Origin of the sequence: Sutcliffiella horikoshii (assembly GCF_021991925.1) — a bacterium.
In the GTDB taxonomy this organism is placed as follows: Bacteria; Bacillota; Bacilli; order Bacillales; family Bacillaceae_I; genus Sutcliffiella_A; species Sutcliffiella_A horikoshii_F.
The window spans coordinates 1,059,009-1,081,553 of sequence record NZ_RXZI01000001.1 but is presented as its reverse complement, the minus strand read 5'-3'; the positions used below and the strand labels follow the sequence as shown (position 1 = coordinate 1,081,553).

The window sequence follows — 22,545 nt, the reverse complement described above, 5'->3', positions numbered from 1 at the left end:
ATCATGGTGAAAAAAGTAATCAATTGGAAAACAGCTTTTATAAGCTTGCTTATTTTAAATATCTTGATAGCTGGAGCTGCCATTTTAATGGTTTTTTTGCCTAAGCACACAAATTTCAAACTTAATGGCGATGGCGATGACCGTAAAAGGGTTGCCTTTAACATCCAATCAGACAAAGATGACTTAAATGAACTTATTCGTTATTATCTAGAAAAAGAAACAAGAAGACCATTGAATTATGAAGTGAGATTGACTGATCGTGTAGAACTACGCGGGGAAATGAAGGTATTTGAAAGGGACATTCCTCTGACGATGACTTTCATACCGGAAGTCCAGGAAAATGGGGATGTAGCGCTAAAACAGGATTCCATGTCCATTGGAAGGTTGCAAGTGCCAGTTTCCATGGTACTTAAGTATGTTGCAGATAACTATCCTTTGCCATCTTGGGTTAAAATCATCCCGAATGAACAAAGCATCTATGTAGCTCTGCAGGAATTGGAGCTTCAAAGTGATACAAAGGTAGAATTCACTAAATTTGATGTGGAAAACAATGATATAAGATTCAGGTTGTTGGTTCCTGTCGAGGACTAACCAGCGAAGAAGGCTGTTCCATGGTCAAAGTTGATCGTGTGAACCGCCTTTTTTTTTGCAGAGATCGAGACAGTGATGTCATAAAATATATACCCAAATTTTTAGGAACTGGGCATATGCCTTTACCAATGGCCCCTGTGTGAATACATTATGTATTAGGAAAGAGGGGGAGGTGTAGAGCATGAGTGGTTCTGGTTATGGATCAGGATTCGCGTTAATAGTTGTTCTGTTTATTTTACTGGTGATTGTTGGTGCTGGGGTACTTCACTACTAATTACTAAGGTGAGATATATACCCTTGTAGAGGAGGTGACAGCTATGAGTTGGTGTGGTTGCGGTTACGGTCAAGTAGCAGGAGCAGGATACCCAGGTGGTTACGGAAGCTCTTTCGTGTTAATCGTAGTATTGTTTATTCTTCTAATCATCGTTGGTGCTGCTTGGTGCTAATAGAATAGAATAGAATGGGATGCTCAATCATTGTCTGATTGAGCATTTTGTATGTTTTCGTTTAAGGAACCAAAAAAATTGTTTCTATGCCATTGCTTCCAATTGCAATGATTGTATAAGCAAGGTCCGGTTTTAAGCTGACACGATTAAGTGGTAAGACGACTTCTTTTGTCCCTGCAATTCTAACTTCCAAGTCAACGGTCATCGGAGTGAGGCCCAGATACTCTGAAAGTTCTGTAAAGGAGATGTCAGAGAATACTACATCGCCTTTTTTTACTGCGATATCTACAGCAGGAGCGCTTGGAGACAAGTGCCAGAAACGCATTTTTGCTTCGCTTTGGGGAACAGAAGGGTCATCTTCTATCATTATCAATTGAAGATTATCCACTGAGCCAGCTATTGCTAAGGTGTAACTGATGTCTGGTTTTACCTGAATCACACCAGTAATAAGAGGAGATTCAGTTGAACCGCTCGAATACGCGGAAATTTGAATGTCTAGCTGCTTCGTATCTACATAAACACTGCTATTTTTATAACGAAGATCTCGCGAAACAACCTCATTATCTATATAGACATCTAAAGAGGGTGCCTCGGGTGAGGCATGTATAAATCTTATCTTAGCATAAGATTCTGTAGTTCTTTTTTCCGCTTTTAAATTCGGTTCATTGTGTAACCATTTGTGAAGATGGATATAATGCATCTTATAAAAGTGGATATGTTTTTCCGGATCGAGATATTTGAAATAGTCAGCAAGTAGCTGGTATTGAGCTGCACGGTAATAATGTTCTTCATTAGACATGTACCCACACCTCCAATAACTTCTATTGCTACATGGATATGCAAAGAAAAATCGATTATTAACATTCCTCTTAAATATCGTGACAACTAGTTTAGGATGAATGAGTCAGTGGTACGTTAAGGGGAGAATAGGAAAAGAGAGGTGAGAAAAATGGCAGAGTTTGAAAGCACCATAAAAAGTGATGTGTCTTTGTTTTATGAAGATAAAGGAGTGGGCCAAACGGTCGTTCTTCTGCATGGGTTCTGCGGATCTCATTCATATTGGAAGTATGTGATGGATGGATTAACCTCCTATTATCGAGTTATTGCCATTGATTTAAGAGGTCATGGTCAATCAGCAATCTCGGAAGAATCTTTTACCATAGATGATATGGCTGAGGATGTAAAACTTTTATTAGATAGCTTAGAGATCGAACGGGCAACCATCATCGGTCATTCTTTAGGTGGTTATATTGCTCTTTCCTTTGCAGAACGATATGACCATCTTTTAGAAGGGATCGGGCTTATCCATTCCACTTCTTATCCCGACTCAGAGGAAGGGAGAAAAGGAAGGGATAAGGCGATGGAAAACATCCAGCAGAATGGAATGGAAGGATTTATTGATGAATTAGTCAAAAAGCTGTTTGCTCCTCAAAACATCCATCCCTTCAAGGGAGAAGTGGAATTTACTAAGACCATTGGATATTCTACAAAAATTCAAGGAGCTATTGGTGCGCTTGAAGCCATGAAAAACAGAGTAGATAAAACAAGATTTATTAAAGGATATAAAAAGCCTCTGTTACTCCTTGCTGGTCAAGAAGACCAGATTATTCCACCTGAAAAAACATTTGTGTCAGAAGGTGACCATGTCACACAAGTCCTCCTTGAGAATTCTGGTCACATGGGGATGCTGGAAGAACCCCAAGCTATTATAGACGCACTAAAGACATTCCTCACAGAGATGAAACAATGAAAAAGGATAAAGGCCCTCTTTTAAGGGCTTTTATCCTTTTTGCAATTCGGCATGTCTAATGAAGGTTATTTCTTCATCTACCTGTCCGCAAGTAGCACACTGAATTTTTTGTGAAGGTCCTTTATATGGAATATGGAAAGGGTCCATGTTTCCGGATGTGTATTCTTCCACCACTTCACCTGATTGTGGATTCAACTTAACGGATTTTGCTACCTGTTCAATGATGTTGAAACGTGAGCGGTTCGTTTTACAGTTTGGACATAGATAAGGGGATGCCATTAAAAATCCGCCTCCTTTACAGATAGTTTTTTCTGAAAGGAAACTTTTTATACCAATTCAAAGATGCCTACCTGCAAAGGAGGTAGGCATCTCAGACTGTTGACAAACTATAATTTAATTAGGTTAACTGTTGAAACAGTTGACCTCCGTTGCATGCGCTTCGCTTTCCTGCGGGCGGTCCGGAAGCCTCCTCGGGCTTACGCCCTGCGGGGTCTTCCCTGTCCCTTCCTCCCGCGGGAGTCTGCGCACCTTCCACTGCGATCAAATAGAGGTTTTTATCATTTTTGAACTTTGTCTACACACTGAGATGCCTACCTGCAAAGGAGGTAGGCATCTTTGTTTTATGCTGCTCTGTTGTCTGAAAGGTCTTCAGCATCCAGTTGAAAATCCGTTTTGCGAGCAGAGATGGCTTTAACATAAAATAGTCCAATGATTATAATCGTAAACATAGCTGCACCGATATAGGATGCCTCAATCGGCAATCGGAAACCGATTGGAGCATTCAAGATATAAGTGGTCGTTGCCATCGTCATGAATATGGCAGGGATCATGGCAATATAGTATTGCTTTCTTGCAATGAAGAGATACATCGCTCCTACCCATAAGGCAATGACGGCAGTGGATTGGTTAGCCCAGGAGAAATATCTCCAGAGTAATTCAAAATCGATATTCGTTAATACAAATGAGATAACGAAAAGCGGGATGGCAATCCACATACGGCTGATGATTTTCTTTTGAGAAATATTGAAATAATCCGCAATTATCATACGGGCACTACGGAAAGCAGTATCTCCTGAAGTGATAGGCAGGATAATGACTCCGATGACAGCCATGGTACCACCAATTGCACCAAGCATAGTAACGGATACTTCACTTACAACTGCACCTGGTCCCCCATTTGCCAAGATCTCACTAAGGCCTGCGGAGCCATTGAATAGGCTCATGCCTGCTGCAGCCCAAATCATGGCTATGATACCTTCTGCAATCATCATACCGTAAAATATACGACGGCCTTGTTTTTCATTTTGTGTCGTTCTTGAAATGATTGGTGTTTGTGTTGCATGGAAACCTGAAAGTGCTCCACAAGAAATTGTCAAGAACAATAATGGGAATATCGGTACATTATCAGGGTGCATGTTTGTAAAACTTAATTCAGGGATTGGTGCACCTGTAATGATAAGTGACGCCCCTACACCTAATGCACTGATTAACAATAGTGCTCCGAAGATTGGATACAAGCGACCGATCACCTTGTCAATTGGCAACATGGTAGCAAAAATATAATAAATAAAGATGACTAAGATGATGGCACCTAGAGCGATGCTTCCATCAGCCAATGTATGGATCAAACCTGCCGGAGCAGTGACGAAAACGGTTCCAACTAAAAGCAATAGTAAAATGGCAAATGCATTTACCGTGTGTTTCATGAATTTACCAAGGAATTTTCCAGCCAATTCAGGCAAGTGTGCTCCGCGGTTACGGATGGATATCATTCCTGTCAAGTAATCGTGAACAGCTCCTGCAAAAATACATCCCAATACTATCCATAAAAATGCAACCGGGCCGTAAAGTGCACCAAGTATAGGTCCGAATATCGGTCCAACCCCGGCAATGTTTAATAGTTGAATCAAGGAATTTTTGTTTTTACCTAGAGGTAGATAATCGACGCCATCCTGATTAGCATAGGCAGGCGTTTTTCTAGAATCCTTAATACCAAAAACTCTTTCCACGAATTTTCCGTAGATGAAATATCCTAATATGAGCAAGATGATTCCTGCAATGAATGTATACATGATTGATGACCCCTCTCTTTTTTTTTGGAGTAACATCATTATAGGATGAAAAGGCTTACATCAGGGTCGACTTTGATTAACATGTATATAAAAAGAAATAACATGTCAGTTTTCGACACTGACATGCTATAATTCAAGTTTATTTCTAAGTGATTTCACATAATTTCTGCTTACTGACAGTTTTTCTGTACTGTTGGTTAGTTCGAGCATATAAGCACCGTTAAACCAGGGGATCAATTTGGATACATAATTTAAATTAACAAGATAGCTTTTATGGATACGAAAGAAAGGAAAGCTTGCTAGCCTTTCTTCAAGATCCTTCAAGGCAAGCTTCGATTCGAAATTTGACTCTTTCGTGTATATACGTGTTAGTCGATCCTCACGGCTAATATAAAGAATGTCCAAAGGATCCAGGAAATGAATTTCACCATCATGTTCAACAGCTAGCTTGGAGGAGGAACTTGGTGAAAGGGCTTCCTTATCTCCATGTAGAAGTTTTCTAAGTCGCTGTATGGTTTGTTCTAATTGTTCCTCTTCATAAGGTTTTAACAAATAATCTACCGCTTCATGACGAAAGGCTTCTACGGCAAAGTTTGGGTACGCGGTTGCAAAAACAATAAAGGGGGATTTCTTCAATTCCTTTAAATGATTGGCAACTTCCAATCCATTCATTTTTGGCATTTCAATATCAAGAAATACCACATCGGGTTGCTGTTGCATGCATGCCACTAGGGCGTCTTCTCCTGATGCAGCCTCAGCAATTATCTGTATTGAATTATATTCCCCAAGCAGGTGTTTCAGCTCATCACGGCTATAGCGTTCATCATCCACGATCATAATTTTTATTTTATTCATTAGAAAATTCATCCTTATTTAATTTTTTATGGATGGAAAAGGATACCGTAGTACCAACATTTGGTGCACTATGAAAATATAATTTCGATTCCTTTCCAAACATCATAGTTAGTCTCTTATTGATATTGTACAGTCCCAGCCCCGTCCCGGTAGGAGATGATACCAGGTCCTCTCCTAGTATAGCGATTCGCTCGTGGGAAATCCCTATTCCATTGTCTGCGATAGAGATGAAAATATCATCAAGTGACTCCTTGATCTGTATATTGATTTTACAATTTTCGTTAATATCCTTGAGGCCATGTTTGACCGCATTTTCCACAATGGGTTGTAGCGACAGTGGTGGGATGAGGTAGGGGAGGGCGGACTCCTCTACATTGTATTCTACGGTTAAACGGTCGACAAAGCGTGCTTCTTCCACAGAAAGGTATGCCTGCACATGTTTTAGCTCCTCATGTAGAGTTGTCCACTTTTCCGTTGTTGCGGTCAAATTTTGGCGGAAGAAACGGGAAAGGGAAATAAGCAGCTTTCTTGCTTTCTTTGGATCTGTTCTTATCAAAGAAACAATGATATTTAAAGAGTTGAAAAGAAAATGCGGACTTATCTGTGCTTGAAGCGCTTTTATCTCCGCTTCTTTTGCCAGCTTGGAAGCTTTTTCTGCATCCGATATTTCCAGTTGATGGCTCATGAGAGAGCTTAACCCTTTGATAAGTTGTATAACAACATTATCGATATCCTTTTCCGAGGGGAAGTAGAACTTGAGTGTTCCGACCGGTTTCTCCCTCTTCTTTAATGGTGCAATAACAACTGCTCCTAATGGGCATGATGATTCCTGACACTGAATGTCTTTTTTTCCAGCCACTAAAAGGTTACCAAGTTCTAGTACTTGCTTGGTACTATATGTCTGAATGGGAGAGAGTGGGCGATGATGATCATTCCCTATACCAACATGAGCAAGGATTTGCTCTTTATCAGTCATTGCCACAGCACTTGCATTTACTTCGTTAAAAATAATCTTGCACGTTTCTTCCGCGGAATGTGGACTTAAGCCTGTTCTAAGATGGGCAAGTGTGTTCTCTGCAAGAGACAAAGCCTTTTGGGCCTGAACAGCACCTACCTTTTCCTCTTCATTGATCACTGCCAGTATAATTAGAAAGAATAGGGCTGAACCCACTCCGTTTGCCAATATCATCGGAAGTCCAATGCTTTCCACAAGACTCAAAGCTCGCTCAAAGGGCTGAGAGCCGATTAGAATGATTCCCATTTGTATTGCTTCTGCCAATGCACCTGTTAAGAGAGCAACACGGACGCTTATGCGTTTTCCTTTGTACTTACTACGTATGAACCCAGCCAAAAGTCCAGCCACGATGGCGGAAAATCCGCAGGAAAAAGCGGTAAACCCACCTAAACTCATACGATGGATACCAGCTATCAGCCCTGCACCAATTCCCACTTTGTATCCTCCAAGCAGTCCTGCCATTACAATTCCAATTACACGGGAATTAGCGATTGCCTCTGTTTGGTTCAATTCCGTGATCCAACGATTAAAACCTAATGTTTCCGTACTGAAGGTTAGACCTGTATAGGTACCGATGATTCCGAAGAAGCCAAAGAATAATATGGCATAAAATTGTTGATGACGTCCAATCTGCTGACGGTTGATCAGTTGTCGAAAAAAAGGAAGTCTTGTCATGATGAAGGCCACGGTTACAATAATCCCGAGGCGCTCCAGCATAGTGAGTAGTAATTCAAACATCCATACACGCTCCATAAATAATCATAATGTGATAATGGTAGCATATCCAAAGTGTCCAGTTAAGATTTAACTAGTATTTTATAAGTACAAAAGAAAAAGGCTTCTTCCGGTCTGCATGTGAACGGAACGAGCCTCTTTAGGTGCTATTATTTTGGTATTATCAATTTCTATTTTGCTTAAAGTGTGCCTGTATTTGGCCTTTCAACATCTGCTTTTTCCAATTTTCATTTTCTTTTTCTTTCTTTTTCCATTCTCTACGTATCTCGTGGGTCTGGACGCCTTCTTCCATTTGGTTAGCGATTTCCATGAGACGCTCTACATCCGAGAAGGAATATTTCCTGATACCTGAACCGGAACGTGCAGGAAATATAAGCTTGCGTTCTTCATAGTATCTTATCTGTCTTTCCGATAAGCCTGTAAGATCACGAACAGTGCCGATTGAGATGACTTTTCTTTCTTTTAATGATGGGTCTTCCTGTGTCATAGCCATTCACATCCTATTCTACATCTCTTCCTTACATTATAGTACAAATCAAGATTAGGTTCTTGGATATTTGTCAGAATTCCTTACAACTAAATCTTTAAAATATATAATTTCGTGTTAAAAGTCCTTACAAAAATACGGAAGAACACGAAAGTATCGTTTAAACTTTTTTAAAGAGAGGTGGGGATTATGTCTAAAATGCTAAAGAGTGCCATTACTAATGCAAGAGAATTCTATATTGATAAGCTTATTGCAACTGGCTATTTTCTGGATCACGGACTTCTTTCCTCGTACACGTTAAGCGAGCTCAAGAAAGAATACACAACTTTAATTGAACAGAGGAGTGATAAAGATGGAAATGAATGAAATTTCCAATTCGTTAAAGTTGGCAAGTGACATCATAAAATTGGACCAAGAAAGAGATGCAAGATGGGAGGAGTTGCTTTTGGCGGAAGGAGAGAGGGCTTTAGAAATACTAAGGTATGTACAAAATTACAAATAAAGGCTGACCCCTTTTTGGGGGGTTCAGCCTTTTATTGTATAGACAAAGTAAATATCATTGCAGTATTCAAGTTGATTGTAATGGAAGGCGCGAATGCTCCCGCAGGAAGGGACAGGGAAGACCCCGCAGGGCGTAGCCCGAGGAGGCTCAAGGTCGCCCCGCGGAAAGCGAAGCCTAGTGCGGAAATCAACAGCGGTATGGAACAGATTACTAAAATTAGGAACTTTTCAGCGGCCTGGGCGTAGCCCGTGGAGGCTTACGGACCGCCTTAAGGATAAGCGAAGCGCCTGGAATGAAGATCAACAAGTAAATGCAAATATAAAGATTATTAGGGTTTGTAAACAGTCTGAAAGGCTGACCCCTTTTTGGAAATCAGCCTTTGCTTTTGGTAAGTTCCTAGTTATGCAAATAGTGGCGATATAGATAAAAGAGGTATCGATCACAGGAGATAGAGTCTTTATTATGGAAGATGATAGGGTGATAGTTCTTCTTTCGAATATAATCACGTTGATTTAAAAACAGCTTCGCCAAGTGCGTGAAAGATGGTCTTGCTACATAATCAGTTAGAAAGGCGGGCTGGGTGCTTTCTGGCTTTCTAGTGCCATTTAGAAAGTCGATGATATAATCCGCATCCCTTATTCCGAGTCCGTGTCCAAAATACTTGCCGCCCCCCATCACCACCGCATTTTCCCCTCTCCACCAATAAGTTAAAGGATTAAAATCAGGATTTTTAAAATAAACGACATCACCCGGAATGAAGTGAAAAGTGTGAACGGATTGCATAACAAGGTCTGAGTCAAAATGCCAGCTATATAAAAAAAGTTCTTGGAAGTACTTATTAAAAAACTGTTCACCAACTGTGTTAAGAATGGCATGATAATAAATCATAACAATACCTGTCGCACATTCATAAGCATACTCCTGGCTATTTGTGAAAATATCAGAAATTGCATCAGAGGGATTGACACCCCTTCTTAATGATAAACCGCCAACATCTGTTATCTGCCAGAAGGAAGGGTTACCCTGGGTTCCAGCGAATGTTTCAAAACGTGCTACCCCTTTTGCCATTAAGTTTGCACTGGCAACAATGTTATTCCGTAAGGCTATTTCAAATTCCAATTCTTCCGGACTATCATATGAGTAGGTCTCTCGGTCAGCAAGTAAACTTTTGAAGATAGTTTCTTCCAACCCCTTAAACGAAAATATGGAGGTATCTGAAACAGATTCACCAGATATTAGAATCATATTATCCCTCTTTTCAAAATACCGATTTCATCCCTTGTAATAAGGATATTCGTATTTTGACTATTCATGATTGAAAAACTTCATGTCATTAAAAAGCCCCTATTCACTAAAGGAATAGGGGGCTTGTGATAAGACTCTATTTCTTCTCCAACGATGCCAGCTGTTGTTTCAGGGTCTCGGTATTTAAATTTTCCCCTATAATGACAAGGTTGAGAGGTACTTTCACAAGTTCTTTTAAATATAGTGGTGTACCATAGGAGTACTGGAAAAGATAGACACCACTAGTATGCTCAAACGATAAATAACCTTTGATACGATAGACCGAATCAGGTAGATTTCTGAGCCAGTCTTCAAATTCATCCAAGTCAATTTGGCTGGAAAATTGATAAACAAATGTCTTTAAATGAAGTGCTTTGTTTACATGTGCACCTTCATGACTACCTTTTTCAATTTGTTTCGTCTGTTTCCAGCTGTTTGCAGGAATCTTTGCGTAAGTGGTAAGAAGGGTAGATGCATGGGGGTTGATGGTCTGCAATTCAAATAAGATGCTAGATACTTCTCCCTCGCTAAGTAAATCCGTTTTATTGAGGATAAGCATATCGGCATGTTTCACCTGTTCCCTGATTAATTGTCTAACTTGAACAGACAAGCTTGCCCGATCTTTCCATCGTAATACATCCAATAGGGTAATGATGCGGGCACCTGAGAATCTATCTGCAAAAATTGGGGAAAGAACCGTATCTAAGACTTCTACTGGATGGGCTGCTCCAGTGGTTTCTATGTAGATAGCGTCTAGTTCTTTATCCATCAACAAACCCTGCATCGTAGACTCTAATTTTTCCTGTATGGTACAGCAAATACAGCCATCGAATAGTTCAGATAAAGGGGTATCTTCCGGAACGGAATCAGAATCGATGGACACCTTCCCAAGCTCATTCATTACTACTGCTACTTTTCGTTTTTCTGCTTGCTCTTGTTGCAGCATCTGGGTTAGAAGGGTGGTTTTTCCACTCCCTAAAAACCCAGATAATATGTAAACTTCCACTTTCCTGTTCATTTATTGAAACCTCCTGATTGGGTAAGGCTGATTTCGCATACTTTGTTGCCTTTACGCATTTTTAAATAACCCATTAGGTTCCTGGCGAATTTCTTTCTTGGCTGAAAGAATGGAATACATGCCTATAATGCGACTAAGTTTTTAAAAAATCCCATTGGCGATTTTTCACCTAGTGAATAGCTACAATCTTTGAGAAAAGAGCCTTGTATATTAACTCATCTCTTTATTTTATCATACTAAAAAGCTTCCTTAAGCATACCATTAGGAATTTAAGAGCGTTATTGCTATAATTCATCTAAATAATAGTTAAAAGGTGGGAGTAGGGATGACGGAAGAATTTGAAAAGGCCACTTTTGCCGGAGGGTGTTTTTGGTGTATGGTTAAACCTTTCGATGAACAAGCGGGAATCGAGAAGGTTGTTTCTGGATATACGGGAGGACATAAGGAAAACCCATCATACAAGGAAGTGTGTTCTGAAACAACAGGACATTATGAAGCGGTTCAAATTACGTATGATCCACAGGTTTTTCCTTATGAGGAATTGCTGAATGTTTATTGGAGCCAAATTGATCCAACAGATCCAGGTGGTCAATTTCATGACCGCGGCGATTCTTATCGGACAGCCATTTTTTATCATACAGAGGAGCAAAGGGAGCTTGCTGAAAAGTCTAAGAACAATCTAGCCCAGAGCGGCAGGTTCAAGGACCCAATCGTTACCAATATCCTACCAGCCAAGCCGTTTTATCCTGCGGAAGATTATCATCAAGATTATTATAAGAAAAATCCATTTCGTTATAAAATGTATCAGGCAGGTTCTGGTCGTGCGGCCTTTATAAAAGAGCATTGGAAGAAAACAGATGCGGAACTTAAAAATAGATTAACCCCAATGCAGTATGAAGTAACCCAGAATAACGGCACAGAGCCCCCTTTTAAGAATGAATTCTGGAACCATACCGAAGAAGGGATATATGTAGATATTGTATCAGGTGAGCCTTTGTTCAGCTCCTTGGATAAATACGATGCAGGTTGCGGGTGGCCTAGCTTCACCAAACCCATTGAAAAAGAAACCATAAAGGAAGAGATGGATGTCAGTCATCGTATGGTGCGCACCGAAGTACGCAGCAAGCAAGCGGACTCACATCTTGGACACGTTTTTGAAGATGGGCCAGTAGATAAGGGTGGTCTAAGATACTGCATCAATTCAGCAGCTTTGAGATTTATCCCAGTAGGTGAGCTGGAGAAAGAAGGATATGGAGAGTACAAAACATTATTTAAATGATAAACGAGAGTAAAAAAGAGGAGTGTCCACGGGCACTTCTCCTTTTTGTGTCAAATTTCAACAAAATAGCAGAATTATTGCAGGATTTAATAGGAGGGTTGAAGAATACTTAAAATGAATAGTAATTCAGATAAGAGATAGAAGCTAGGATAAAGTGGGGGATATGGTAATGTCGGTTTTAAGCGTGAAAGAGTTGAAGTTTCAAGATTTGGTCAACAAGAACAAGCTGATGTTTTTTGTTATTTTTATTTCCTATGGTGCGGGACTTATGGTGAACATCCTTGTCCCCGCTGCTAATGTGATAACCATTACTCTGCTCATCGCACTATGCATGGGAACGATATTATTCTTTCTGACAAAGTGGAAGAATTGGTTTCACCAAGTTGTACCGTACTTCACGGTCGTGGTGACTTTTGCGGTTTTCTTTATTATTTTAGTAAACCGTGGTGCATCCATTTCAGGTTTTATTTTACCTTTTTTCGTATTGATGCTTGCAACGATCTATTTTAACCGAAATGTTTTTATTGTCGGGGGCATCGGTAGTTTATTATTGTTCGGATACTCATTATGGTCATTTCTAAATGGGAATCTAATGACGGAAGGTCAGTTGGGCAATATCGTCCTACTATTCTTTTTGTTGTTTGTCATCACATTCGTGCAGGTGAAAATAGGTAAGAAATTATTCAACCAATTTGAAGAAATTGTAAATAATATGCAAGGTGTAAGCGAAGAGCGACAAAGGCAGCAGGATGCCTTTCAACAAGACGCAATGGCGCTCATTGATCATGTCAATAAAGTTCACGAACGTATCAGCATGAATATCCATTCACAACGTGAAGTCTCCCAGACCATTCAAGAATTATCCGTTGGCAGTCAAAAACAAACGGACCAGATCAGTGGTATTGCCGAACTTACAAATGATGTTTCTAGTCTGATGGATAATATTGTGGACAGGTCTACTAATCTTTATATGACAACTAATAAGACCAAGTCGGTAGCTGAACAGGGAAAAGAGTTGGCAGTAGAACTTCAACAAAATATGAGTAGTTTCTCAAGAGACGTTAAGGAAATGGATGCAGTTTTTCAAGTACTCACTGAAAAAATTGATGAAACGAATACGTTGACTCAGCATATCAAAAACATCACCGAACAGACTAACTTACTTGCCCTTAATGCATCCATAGAGGCTGCAAGAGCAGGGGAAGCTGGAAGAGGATTTGCGGTGGTAGCGGAGGAAATCAGAAAGCTTGCCATCTCCACTGGAGATACAACGAAAGAGATCACCGTAAACCTTGCCTCCCTTCATCAAACAAAAGAAGAAGTACTTCACCAGCTTCAAGTTAACATTTCAAAAATGAACAAAAATTTGGAAGCCACCAATGAAGTGAATCAGTCTTTCCATCAGATTAGTGAAACGTTGATCAGCTTATTGACCGATGCACAACAATTTCGTGATTTTGCAGGTACGGTAAAAGAAAAAACGGCCAACACCGACTTTTATACAAACGAATTTGCGGCTTTGATGGAAGAATCGACTGCGGGTCTTGAGGAAATTAGTGCAAGCGTGGAGCAAGTAACAAATGATAACAACAAAATGGAAAACACTTTAAAAAGCATGGTACTAATTATAGACAAGATGGAGAAGCGATAGTAGTTATTTTTTATAAATGGGCTAACGCACATACAGGACAGCCACCTAGTTCATAGTGTAGAAGTGTAAATAAAAAACAGGAGTGATGACCATGCACGATTACTGTTACTACACTTGCGGACCATGCGACTATCCATCTCAAGTAGCGCCAGCACATGGATATGGAAATACATTCGTTTTGATTGTTGTTCTATTTATCTTGTTAATCATTGTAGGAGCTTGCTACTGTAAATAAGGAAAAAATGTAAGGAGCATCACCCGCATAATTTGGGGTGATGCTTTTTTAATTGTAATTATATAGTTCACTTGATTTCCCAAAAAGCCGCTATAGCTTTCCTTGGAAGAACCTCAACCTGGTAATGAAGGCCTCCCTTCTTAGGCATCTTTATCGGCAACGTAATTATTACGAAAGATTTCGTGTTATTGAACATAGAATGGAGGTAAGCTAGCTCTTTAACTGCCGGTCTTATAAGCCTCATGAATGGGGAGGTTCCCTATTGCTAGTAAACGGTTACAGAACGCAGGTGGAAAGGAGTAATCGTTTATGGATCAATCCTATCTTATTAAGCCTCTATTAGATAAAGAATACCCGGTTATCAGCCATGGAAATGGTGTGTATCTTTACGATGTCAATGGAAAGAAATACTTGGATGGCTCTTCCGGAGCAGTAACGGCAAGTATCGGTCATCATGTACAAGCTGTCATCGATGCGATGGCTGATCAGGCGAGTAAAGTGTCTTTTGTGTATAGGTCCCAATTCAGCAGTGTGCCGGCAGAGAATTTGGCCAACAAATTAATGAAAATCGCTCCCGGCGATATCAATTGGTCCTTTTTTGTAAACAGCGGAACGGAAGCTGTGGAAACAGCCATGAAAATATCGATACAGTATTGGCAGGAAGTGGGCAAACCTGACAAAAATCAAATTATATCCAGGTGGAAAAGTTATCACGGCATTACAATAGGGGCTTTATCTCTATCTGGACACGCAGAACGTAGAAAAAGGTTTGAGGCGTTATTGGAAAAATCACCAGTTGTGGAGCCACCTTATTGTTATCGATGTCCTTTTAATCTTGAATACCCAGGCTGTGGACTGAAATGTGCGGAAGATCTAGAACGAGCAATCTTGGAAATAGGGGCAGAGCAAGTTGCTGCTTTTGTGGCAGAGCCGATCATTGGAGCAGCTGCTGGAGCTATCTCTCCTCCTGATGGATATTACCAAAGGATAGCCGAAATCTGTAAAAAGTATGACATTCATTTTATTGCGGATGAAGTGATGACAGGTATAGGCAGAACAGGGAAGATGTTTGCCGTGGAGCATTGGGGCGTGCCCCCGGATATTATTTGTATTGGAAAAGGAATGAGTGCAGGCTATTCCCCCATTGCTGCAACCATGGTGAGTGATAGTATCATAGGGAGCATCCTTAAAGGGTCCAAGGTTATCATGAGCGGACATACTTATAGTGCCAACCCACAATCTTCAGCCGTGGCACTTGCCGTACTGGAATATATTGAAGAACAAGACCTTGTTAAAAATAGTGCCCACATAGGTAACTATTTGATGGGTAAGCTGTTGAAGTTAAAATCAGCATTTCCTTTCATCGGGGATGTAAGAGGCAAAGGTCTTTTACTTGGGCTGGAAATGGTGGAGGATCATTCAACGAAATATCCTTTTGTCCAAGAAAAAGCAGTTACGACAAGACTTGTCGAGCTTGCACAAAAAAAGGGTCTGCTGATTTATCCGGCCTCAGCGGGTATTGAAGGCATTGGAGGGGATGCTGTGATCATCGCACCGCCACTTTCCATATGTAAGGAAGAAGTAGATGAGCTGATTTCCATCCTAGAGCGAGCACTAAAGGATCTTCAGGGATTATTGTAAGGGGTGACAAGGGATGGGAAGTGTGGATAACACGTTTAACAAAATCGTGAACACAGAGCAGGTAACTAACCTTTTTTCTAATGGAATGACCTTGATGTTTGGAGGGTTTGGCGGAGTGGGGACCCCACCAAAGTTGGTGGATATTCTCCTTGAAACAGGGATCAAGGATCTGACCCTCATCGGAAATGACGCCGGTTTTCCTACAATTGGAATTGGGAAGGTCGTCTGTACTGGCAGGGTAAAAAGATTGATAGCTTCTCATATTGGTTCTAATCCAGTTGCCGGTCAATTGATGACAGATAAAAAGCTTGAGGTGGAGTTCAGTCCACAGGGAACGTTAGCAGAGAGAATCAGAGCGGGAGGTGTAGGGTTGGGCGGGATACTTGTCGATGTTGGCATTACAAGCCAGATAGTAACCCAAAATAAACAACTCCTTTCTTTAGAAGGAAAAGAGTTCATCCTCGAGCCTGCTCTCACCGCCGATTTGTCGATCGTATATGCAAGAAAGGCAGATCCGTATGGGAATCTTGTATTCGACAAAAGTGCAAGGAACACCAATCCACTTGTGGCAATGGCAGGAACAAAAACAATTGTAGAGGTGGAGGAATTTGTATCACTTGGCCATTTGGACCCAGAAGAGATCATCACACCTGGTGTGTATGTGGATTATATGATTCAAAGTGAAGGGGTGAACTGGTCATGGGTATGGGAAAAGACATACGGAACCTGATAGCCAAGAGGGCCTCAAATGAAATAAAAAATGGGATGGTAGTGAATTTGGGAATTGGCATTCCGTCTCTGGTTCCCAACCATTTGCCAGAAGGAATCCATGTATTTTTTCAGGCAGAGAACGGAGTCTTGGGTATGGGCTCCACCCCTTGTGAAGGGGAAGAAGATGAAAATTTATGTAATGCTGCCGGATACCCTGTAACCATCCAAGCCGGTGCTTCCTATTTTGATAGCGCGCTAGCTTTTGGAATGATCCGAAAGGGGAAGTTAGATATTACGATATTGGGCTCCCTCCAGGTGAGCGAACAAGGGGATTTGGCAAATTGGATTGTACCAGGAAAAAGGGTACCTGGTATGGGGGGAGCCATGGAGCTATCTCAAAAGGCCAAAAAGGTTATCGTTCTGATGAGTCATACCGATAAGTACGGCCATTCCAAAGTGGTGAAAACTTGTAGTTTGCCTATTACAACCCCAAGATGTGTGGATATGATCATAACCGATTTGGCAGTTTTTAAAGTCGGAGAGGAGGGCTTGCTATTGCTTGAGCTAATGCCCGGGGTTACCTTGGAAGAGGTAAAAGCAAGCACAAATGCTACATTTACATTATCACCTGCACTTTCATAAACCGTTTGATGACTTTTGAGACAAGAAGAGCATATGTGATGGATAAGGAGGGGTGGGTGAGATGAAACAGATGGAATGGAAGGATTGGCTGGTTAAAAACAGGGGGAACGCGGTAAAGCTTCTCCAAAAATTGATTCAAGAAAGAAGTATACAAGGAAGGGAAAGCTCCGCTCAAGCGGTTGTCATAGAGGCTTGCAGAGAACTTGGTCTGGAAATCGACATATGGGAGCCAGATGCGAAAGAAATGAGCACTCATAAGAATTTCGTTTCTGTCCGTGAACATTTTCAAGATTCCCCGAATGTGGTGGCTATTTGGAAAGGAGTAGGCGGTGGACGATCCATCATCCTCAATGGACATATTGATGTGGTTCCAGAAGGTGACCCCCTACAATGGGAACATGACCCATATGAGGGGAAAGTGAAGGATGGGAAAGTATACGGTAGAGGTAGCACCGATATGAAAGGTGGAAATGTGGCACTATTGTTTGCCATCAATGCCTTAAAGTCAACAGGGGTAAAACTAAAGGGAGATGTAATTTTCCAAAGTGTTATTGAAGAGGAGAGTGGAGGTGCCGGAACTTTAGCCGCTATCCTCAGGGGGTATACGGCAGATGCAGTATTAATTCCAGAGCCTACCAATATGAAAATATTTCCAAAACAGCAAGGTTCCATGTGGTTCCGAGTAAGGGTGAAGGGGAAGTCCGCTCATGGGGGAACCAGGTATGAAGGGGTAAGTGCCCTTGAAAAAAGTGTTAGTGTTTTAGAAAAAATCAAGGAACTCGAGACGGTTCGAAACAACAGAGTCAGAGATCCTCTATATAATGGCATACCCATTCCACTTCCTATAAATATAGGGAAAATTGATGGGGGGAGCTGGCCTTCTTCTGTACCTGACTTGGTAGTTTTAGAGGGTAGAATTGGGGTTGGCCCCGAGGAAAAGTTGGATGATGTAAAAAAAGAGTTTGCTGATTGGTTGCGGTCATTGAGTGAAGTGGATTCGTGGTTTGACAGTCATCCAGTAGAAATCGAATGGTTTGGGGCTCAATGGGTACCAGGGGCTGTTGAGGTGGAGCATCCTTTTGTGAAGTTGATAGAGGATGCATATAAACAAGTTGTCGAGAAGCCTGCTATCCTCGAAGCTTCTCCTTGGGGAACGGATGGAGGGTTATTTACACAACTCTGCGACATACCGACGGTCGTATTTGGCCCAGGCACAACAGAGGTTGCACACTATCCGAATGAATATATCTCCATTGATCAGATGATGAAGGCAGCCGAAATATTTGCGATGGTGATGATGAATTGGTGTGAAATAGCGGAATGAATGTGAGAACCGGGCCTCTTTTAGGGGTCCTTTTTTAATTTCAATCCTATTATTGGGATTGCGGCATTTGTTTCAGTGCTTCTCTCTAAATTAGGATTCATTCACATATCTTGGGCGTAATAGAAAATACTATTATGTATATGAAGTCCGGGGGCAAGAAGATGGTTACGATACTAACATCCGTTATTTTTTTAGGCATGATGATATTGATTACAGTTTTGGATTGTCATTATTATGACATGAATTGGATGGATTGTTTCATGCGTTTATTTATATTTGATCCAGGACTTCGAGAGTGGATGGTTTATCTCACCTTTATATTTGGAATGGTTGTCGCAATAGTCCAAGATCTGAGGTATAAAAATAAAAAATATTGGAGTAGAGGCGCAAATGGGAAATAAGGAAACTATATCACTATTGCAACTTTTCATCCTGCTGCTGATCTTTGAAATGGGCAGTGCTACGGTGGTAGGGATAGGTGGGGAAGCGAAGCAGAATGTCTGGTTAGCAATCCTGATTGCTGGTTTGATCGGAGTGGGATACATCCTTTTGCTGCATTTTATGTTAGGGAGAAAAGTTGGTATAAACCTCTTCGGACTTATTGAATTTTGCCTTGGAAAATGGGTTGGTCGAGCTATTAGTCTCCTTTATATACTGTATTTCGTCTATTTGTCTTCAAGAGTACTAAGGGACTTTGGGGAATTGATCGTATCTACCATTTTTATCTATACTCCGATTGAAATCATCAGTATTACCATCATGTTGACCATTATTTATATGTTGTACGCAGGGATAGAGGTTATGGCCAGGACGTCGGAAATATTTTTTCCATATGTCTTTTCCTTTACCTTTCTTGTTGGTCTTTTCATTTTGCTTTCCGGTGAGATCCATGTTGAGAATTTAAGGCCATTCCTAGAAGATGGGATACGCCCCGTCTTGAAGGCTGTATTTCCTGGTTTACTGACATTCCCTTTTGGGGAATTGATTGCTTTTGCGACGGTATTACCGTTGGTGACCAAGTTTAAGAAAGCAAAAGGCTTTGCCATCGGAGGCATTGTGCTTAGCACTCTCGTTTTGGTCTATTCTGCCATTATTCAAGTGATGACGCTAGGGCAGGAAATGAAGAGAAGAGCGAATTTTCCGCTTTTATCTGCTGCAAGGGAGATTTCCCTTTTGGACTTTATCGAACGTGTGGACATCGCTGTGGTATTTGTCGTAATGTTCGGAATCATGGTGAAGATAGGTATATTTTTCTTCGGTGCTGTTAAAGGCCTGGAACATATCTCTAAAAGGGAATATAGGTCATTTTTGTTCCCGATAGGCTCTCTTATCTGTTTATCTTCCATTATCATTACAGATAGTTTTGCGGAACATATAGAAGAAGGACTAAGAATTGTACCATACTTCATACATATTCCCTTTCAGTTCGCATTGCCGTTTTTATTACTAGTGATTGTGCTTATCCGTACGAGGAAGAAAAATAGGAAAAGGGGTGAAATGGAATGGGGAGGATAAAGAATTATCTTTTTGGCCAACAACAGGAAATTTCCTCAACAGAAAAGGAGCTATATTCAGACTCAGAAACTTCTAAGCCATTATATAAATCCTTGAGGGAAAATGATGAGATCATCCAAGAAGCTTTCTCCCTTTCTATCGATTTCCATTACTCTACACTAATTGTGGGTCAGCGAGATGCAATCGTATACTATTTCGAAACATTAATTTCAAAAGATAGACTGACGGAAGAGATTTTTGAGCCGTTGGTATCGGCAGAAGGCGCAGATACAGATTTAGAAAAGGGAAATCTTGAAGAGTTTAGAAAAGAGTATTTTGCTTCTGTTCCCTATAAATTTGCAGAGAATTACCATCAAATTTACTGGAAGCTCTTAAATGGATACGCCGTAATAATCATTGATGGTATTGAACAAGCGTTGTGCATCAATCTGGGAAGCATCGAAAAGAGGCCTGTAACAGAACCGAGCACCCAAACCATCATCCGTGGTCCCAAAGACAGTTTCACCGAAACGATGAATACAAACATCAGTTTAATCAGGCGTAGGATCCGGAATCCCAACCTTTGCTTTGAACAGTATCGTATAGGACAGGATACGAAAACAGCGGTAGTGGTTGGTTATATAAAAAATATTACAAATGAAGCTCTTGTTAAAGAAGTGAAGAGCAGGATTGAAAAGGTGAATGTTGTCGGGCTATTTGATAGCGGGAATATTGAAGAGTTTCTGACTGATAAATCCCTGACTCCCTTTCCACTTACATATAATACAGAAAGACCGGATAATATCGCAGCCAATCTTATTGAAGGAAAAGTTGCAGTATTTGTCGATGGTAGCCCATTCGCCTTGAGTGTCCCGACCGTTTTTACGGATTTTTTCATTTCAACCGAAGATTACTATCAACCATTTTTTATGGCATCCTTCATCCGCATTATAAGGTATGTATCTTTTATGCTTTCCCTTTTGCTTCCATCCTTGTATGTAGCCATATCTACGTACCACCATGAGCTGATTCCTACCTCCCTGTTAATTAGTGTACAAGCACAACGGGAAGGGGTACCTTTTCCGGCGGTAATCGAGATCCTTCTTATGGAGTTGACATTTGAAGTATTGCGAGAAGCGGGAGTTCGTATGCCAAGAGCTGTCGGGCAAACCGTTTCCATTGTGGGTGCGCTCGTTATTGGACAAGCTGCTGTGGAAGCGGGATTGGTATCAAGTGTGTTGATTATTATTGTGGCATTGACTGCTATTGCAAGCTTTGTATCACCTATTTATAATTTTTCGATTGCTACTAGGATATTACGATTTGTCTATATTCTCGTGGCTGCGCTAATTGGATTATATGGGGTATTGCTTCTTGTGGTGATCATGGTGATACACCTGACAAGTTTACGTTCGTATGGGGTTCCATATTTAGCACCTGTTGCTCCATTATTGCTAGAGGATCAAAAAGATGTGTTTATTCGTATGCCAGTTTGGGATAATATCACACGCCCATCTTATTTAAAGCCCAAGCATACCAAAAAAACGGTAGACACTGGTAACAATAGTGGTCCATCAAAAGATAAGGGGAATTTTTCATGAGGAAAGTGTTAAGTGTTTGTTTCGTTCTTTTCCTATTGACAGGATGCTGGGATAAAGTGGAGTTGAATGAAATCTCCATTGTAACGGGTATCGCGATTGAAAAAGGTGAAAAAGATAAGTTCCTTGTTACGGTCGAGACGATTAACGCACCTCAGCTATCTGCTGATCAGCCAGGTAGCGGAACACCTGTCATCACCTTTCAAGAAGAAGGGAACTCCCTGGCCGAATTATCTGAAAGAATGAATATAGGGCTTTCTAGAAAATTGATTTATTCCCACACAAGAATCATCGTCATTGATGAAATTTTAGCAAAAGAAGGTGTGGGAGATATATTGGATTTTTTGGAGAGGACCGGGGAATTCCGGAATGATTTCAACATACTTATAACCCGGGGGACCAAGGCCTCTGATATTGTAAAAACGACCTATCCACTTGAGTTGGTACCATCCATAAAGGTACATAAACAGATTGAAGTCTATCTGGAAGAATGGGGTGGAGACCCTTATGTCAGATTGACGGATTTCATTTCCTCCCTTACGTCAAAAGGGAGACATCCGGTTACAAGTGCTGTATCGATAGAGGGAAAACCTGAAGCAGGAAAAAGTATTGATCAGAACTCCAAGACGGAACTAGATGCAACTGTCATTATTTCAGGGCTTTCTATCTTCAAGAAGGATAAATTGATTGGTTTTTTATCACCAGAAGAGGCTCGTGATTATCTCTGGACACAAGGCCTCAACAGGACAAGTCTAACTGTGCCATGCAACATGGAAGGCGAAGAAAAATCGGATTCCTATTTGGATATCCGAGTAATCAACTCGCATTCAGATGTAAAAGTAAAAGACAAGCATGGGAATATAACCATTACCGTTGCCATAAGCGGTGAGGCAAAAATCCAGGGTACCCAATGCCGCAAAAATCTTGAGAAAATTGAAACATATCATAAACATGAAGAAGCATTAAATAAGTATGTAGAAGAAAAGATCTCAAGGACCATTAAAAAGATGCAAGAGGACTACCATGCAGATATCTTTGGATTTGGGGAAGTATTCTATCGTTCCTCGCCGAAGAAATTCAAAGAGGTAGAAGACGATTGGGATCGTTTATTTTCTGAAGCTGAAGTAAAAATAAATTCAAATTACCATATCAAACGATCTGGAATACGGAATAAAAGCTTTTTGTCAGATGAGTCGGTCACAGACTGATAATTAG

24 protein-coding genes are annotated in these 22,545 nt (G+C 40.8%); 16 read left to right on the top strand and 8 right to left on the bottom strand.

The features are described 5' to 3' along the window. Positions 1 to 3 precede the first annotated feature (3 nt). The 3 genes from EKQ44_RS05330 (at position 4) to EKQ44_RS05320 (ending at position 1,037) form a co-directional block, all read left to right on the top strand. On the top strand, positions 4 to 591 hold the full coding sequence (locus EKQ44_RS05330; protein WP_237662496.1) for a YpmS family protein: 588 nt from the start codon (positions 4 to 6) through the stop codon (positions 589 to 591). 181 nt (positions 592 to 772) lie between these two features. Continuing rightward, positions 773 to 865 (top strand): YjcZ family sporulation protein, encoded by a 93-nt coding sequence (locus EKQ44_RS05325; RefSeq protein WP_082892031.1) that lies wholly within the window; start codon positions 773 to 775, stop codon positions 863 to 865. Positions 866 to 908: 43 nt separating this feature from the next. Beyond that, a complete protein-coding gene (locus tag EKQ44_RS05320) occupies positions 909 to 1,037 on the top strand; it encodes a YjcZ family sporulation protein (RefSeq protein ID WP_082380721.1) in 129 nt (42 codons plus the stop codon). A gap of 61 nt (positions 1,038 to 1,098) precedes the next feature. Here the strand turns inward: EKQ44_RS05320 and EKQ44_RS05315 are convergent, their stop codons facing one another. Continuing rightward, a complete protein-coding gene (locus EKQ44_RS05315) occupies positions 1,099 to 1,836 on the bottom strand; it encodes a DUF4397 domain-containing protein (RefSeq protein ID WP_237662495.1) in 738 nt (245 codons plus the stop codon). Between the two features lie 150 nt (positions 1,837 to 1,986). On the opposite strand from EKQ44_RS05315, the gene EKQ44_RS05310 reads away from it, so the two are divergent. After that, positions 1,987 to 2,787, top strand: a complete 801-nt coding sequence (locus EKQ44_RS05310; protein ID WP_237662494.1) for an alpha/beta fold hydrolase — start codon at positions 1,987 to 1,989, stop codon at positions 2,785 to 2,787. A 30-nt stretch (positions 2,788 to 2,817) separates the two neighbouring features. On the opposite strand, the gene EKQ44_RS05305 is transcribed toward EKQ44_RS05310, so the two are convergent. The 5 genes from EKQ44_RS05305 to EKQ44_RS05285 all read right to left on the bottom strand — a co-directional run bounded on the left by EKQ44_RS05305 (position 2,818) and on the right by EKQ44_RS05285 (position 7,951). Next, a complete protein-coding gene (locus tag EKQ44_RS05305; protein WP_237662493.1) occupies positions 2,818 to 3,066 on the bottom strand; it encodes a DNA alkylation repair protein in 249 nt (82 codons plus the stop codon). Positions 3,067 to 3,407: 341 nt separating this feature from the next. Continuing rightward, positions 3,408 to 4,859: a carbon starvation CstA family protein gene (locus tag EKQ44_RS05300; RefSeq protein WP_237662492.1), complete on the bottom strand. Its 1,452-nt coding sequence runs from the start codon at positions 4,857 to 4,859 to the stop codon at positions 3,408 to 3,410. 126 nt (positions 4,860 to 4,985) lie between these two features. After that, on the bottom strand, positions 4,986 to 5,714 hold the full coding sequence (locus EKQ44_RS05295) for a LytR/AlgR family response regulator transcription factor (protein ID WP_237662491.1): 729 nt from the start codon (positions 5,712 to 5,714) through the stop codon (positions 4,986 to 4,988). Further along, positions 5,707 to 7,467: a sensor histidine kinase gene (locus EKQ44_RS05290; RefSeq protein WP_237662490.1), complete on the bottom strand. Its 1,761-nt coding sequence runs from the start codon at positions 7,465 to 7,467 to the stop codon at positions 5,707 to 5,709. Before EKQ44_RS05290 ends, EKQ44_RS05295 begins: the two co-directional genes overlap by 8 nt. Positions 7,468 to 7,627: 160 nt before the next feature. Further along, positions 7,628 to 7,951 (bottom strand): MerR family transcriptional regulator, encoded by a 324-nt coding sequence (locus EKQ44_RS05285; protein WP_088018440.1) that lies wholly within the window; start codon positions 7,949 to 7,951, stop codon positions 7,628 to 7,630. A 189-nt stretch (positions 7,952 to 8,140) separates the two neighbouring features. On the opposite strand from EKQ44_RS05285, the gene fbpA reads away from it, so the two are divergent. Continuing rightward, positions 8,141 to 8,317, top strand: coding sequence for a Fur-regulated basic protein FbpA (fbpA, locus tag EKQ44_RS05280; protein WP_237662489.1), 177 nt, complete (start codon positions 8,141 to 8,143; stop codon positions 8,315 to 8,317). After that, the gene (locus EKQ44_RS05275) at positions 8,304 to 8,453 is read left to right on the top strand and encodes a hypothetical protein (protein ID WP_237662573.1); all 150 of its coding nucleotides are present in this window, start codon (positions 8,304 to 8,306) and stop codon (positions 8,451 to 8,453) included. The genes fbpA and EKQ44_RS05275 overlap by 14 nt, the downstream gene beginning before the upstream one ends. 396 nt (positions 8,454 to 8,849) lie before the next feature. Here the strand turns inward: EKQ44_RS05275 and EKQ44_RS05270 are convergent, their stop codons facing one another. Beyond that, positions 8,850 to 9,698 (bottom strand): protein-glutamine gamma-glutamyltransferase, encoded by an 849-nt coding sequence (locus tag EKQ44_RS05270; RefSeq protein WP_237662488.1) that lies wholly within the window; start codon positions 9,696 to 9,698, stop codon positions 8,850 to 8,852. A 136-nt stretch (positions 9,699 to 9,834) separates the two neighbouring features. Then, positions 9,835 to 10,755, bottom strand: a complete 921-nt coding sequence (locus EKQ44_RS05265; RefSeq protein WP_237662487.1) for a CobW family GTP-binding protein — start codon at positions 10,753 to 10,755, stop codon at positions 9,835 to 9,837. Positions 10,756 to 11,080: 325 nt separating this feature from the next. On the opposite strand from EKQ44_RS05265, the gene msrA reads away from it, so the two are divergent. From msrA to EKQ44_RS05215, 10 genes are all read left to right on the top strand, one after another. After that, the gene (gene msrA, locus EKQ44_RS05260) at positions 11,081 to 12,034 is read left to right on the top strand and encodes a peptide-methionine (S)-S-oxide reductase MsrA (protein ID WP_237662486.1); all 954 of its coding nucleotides are present in this window, start codon (positions 11,081 to 11,083) and stop codon (positions 12,032 to 12,034) included. A 169-nt stretch (positions 12,035 to 12,203) separates the two neighbouring features. After that, on the top strand, positions 12,204 to 13,685 hold the full coding sequence (locus tag EKQ44_RS05255; protein WP_237662485.1) for a methyl-accepting chemotaxis protein: 1,482 nt from the start codon (positions 12,204 to 12,206) through the stop codon (positions 13,683 to 13,685). 91 nt (positions 13,686 to 13,776) lie between these two features. Continuing rightward, positions 13,777 to 13,920, top strand: a complete 144-nt coding sequence (locus EKQ44_RS21620; RefSeq protein ID WP_414491244.1) for a YjcZ family sporulation protein — start codon at positions 13,777 to 13,779, stop codon at positions 13,918 to 13,920. A gap of 309 nt (positions 13,921 to 14,229) precedes the next feature. Further along, positions 14,230 to 15,561 (top strand): aspartate aminotransferase family protein, encoded by a 1,332-nt coding sequence (locus EKQ44_RS05245; RefSeq protein ID WP_237662484.1) that lies wholly within the window; start codon positions 14,230 to 14,232, stop codon positions 15,559 to 15,561. Between the two features lie 13 nt (positions 15,562 to 15,574). Next, positions 15,575 to 16,291, top strand: a complete 717-nt coding sequence (locus EKQ44_RS05240; protein ID WP_237662483.1) for a CoA transferase subunit A — start codon at positions 15,575 to 15,577, stop codon at positions 16,289 to 16,291. After that, positions 16,261 to 16,914, top strand: coding sequence for a 3-oxoacid CoA-transferase subunit B (locus EKQ44_RS05235; RefSeq protein WP_237662482.1), 654 nt, complete (start codon positions 16,261 to 16,263; stop codon positions 16,912 to 16,914). The genes EKQ44_RS05240 and EKQ44_RS05235 overlap by 31 nt, the downstream gene beginning before the upstream one ends. 61 nt (positions 16,915 to 16,975) lie before the next feature. Further along, on the top strand, positions 16,976 to 18,238 hold the full coding sequence (locus EKQ44_RS05230; protein WP_237662481.1) for a peptidase: 1,263 nt from the start codon (positions 16,976 to 16,978) through the stop codon (positions 18,236 to 18,238). A gap of 390 nt (positions 18,239 to 18,628) precedes the next feature. Beyond that, on the top strand, positions 18,629 to 19,753 hold the full coding sequence (locus EKQ44_RS05225; RefSeq protein WP_237662480.1) for a GerAB/ArcD/ProY family transporter: 1,125 nt from the start codon (positions 18,629 to 18,631) through the stop codon (positions 19,751 to 19,753). Continuing rightward, the gene (locus EKQ44_RS05220; protein WP_237662479.1) at positions 19,741 to 21,333 is read left to right on the top strand and encodes a spore germination protein; all 1,593 of its coding nucleotides are present in this window, start codon (positions 19,741 to 19,743) and stop codon (positions 21,331 to 21,333) included. The genes EKQ44_RS05225 and EKQ44_RS05220 overlap by 13 nt, the downstream gene beginning before the upstream one ends. Further along, positions 21,330 to 22,538: a Ger(x)C family spore germination protein gene (locus tag EKQ44_RS05215; protein ID WP_237662478.1), complete on the top strand. Its 1,209-nt coding sequence runs from the start codon at positions 21,330 to 21,332 to the stop codon at positions 22,536 to 22,538. Before EKQ44_RS05220 ends, EKQ44_RS05215 begins: the two co-directional genes overlap by 4 nt. Positions 22,539 to 22,545: the final 7 nt, after the last annotated feature.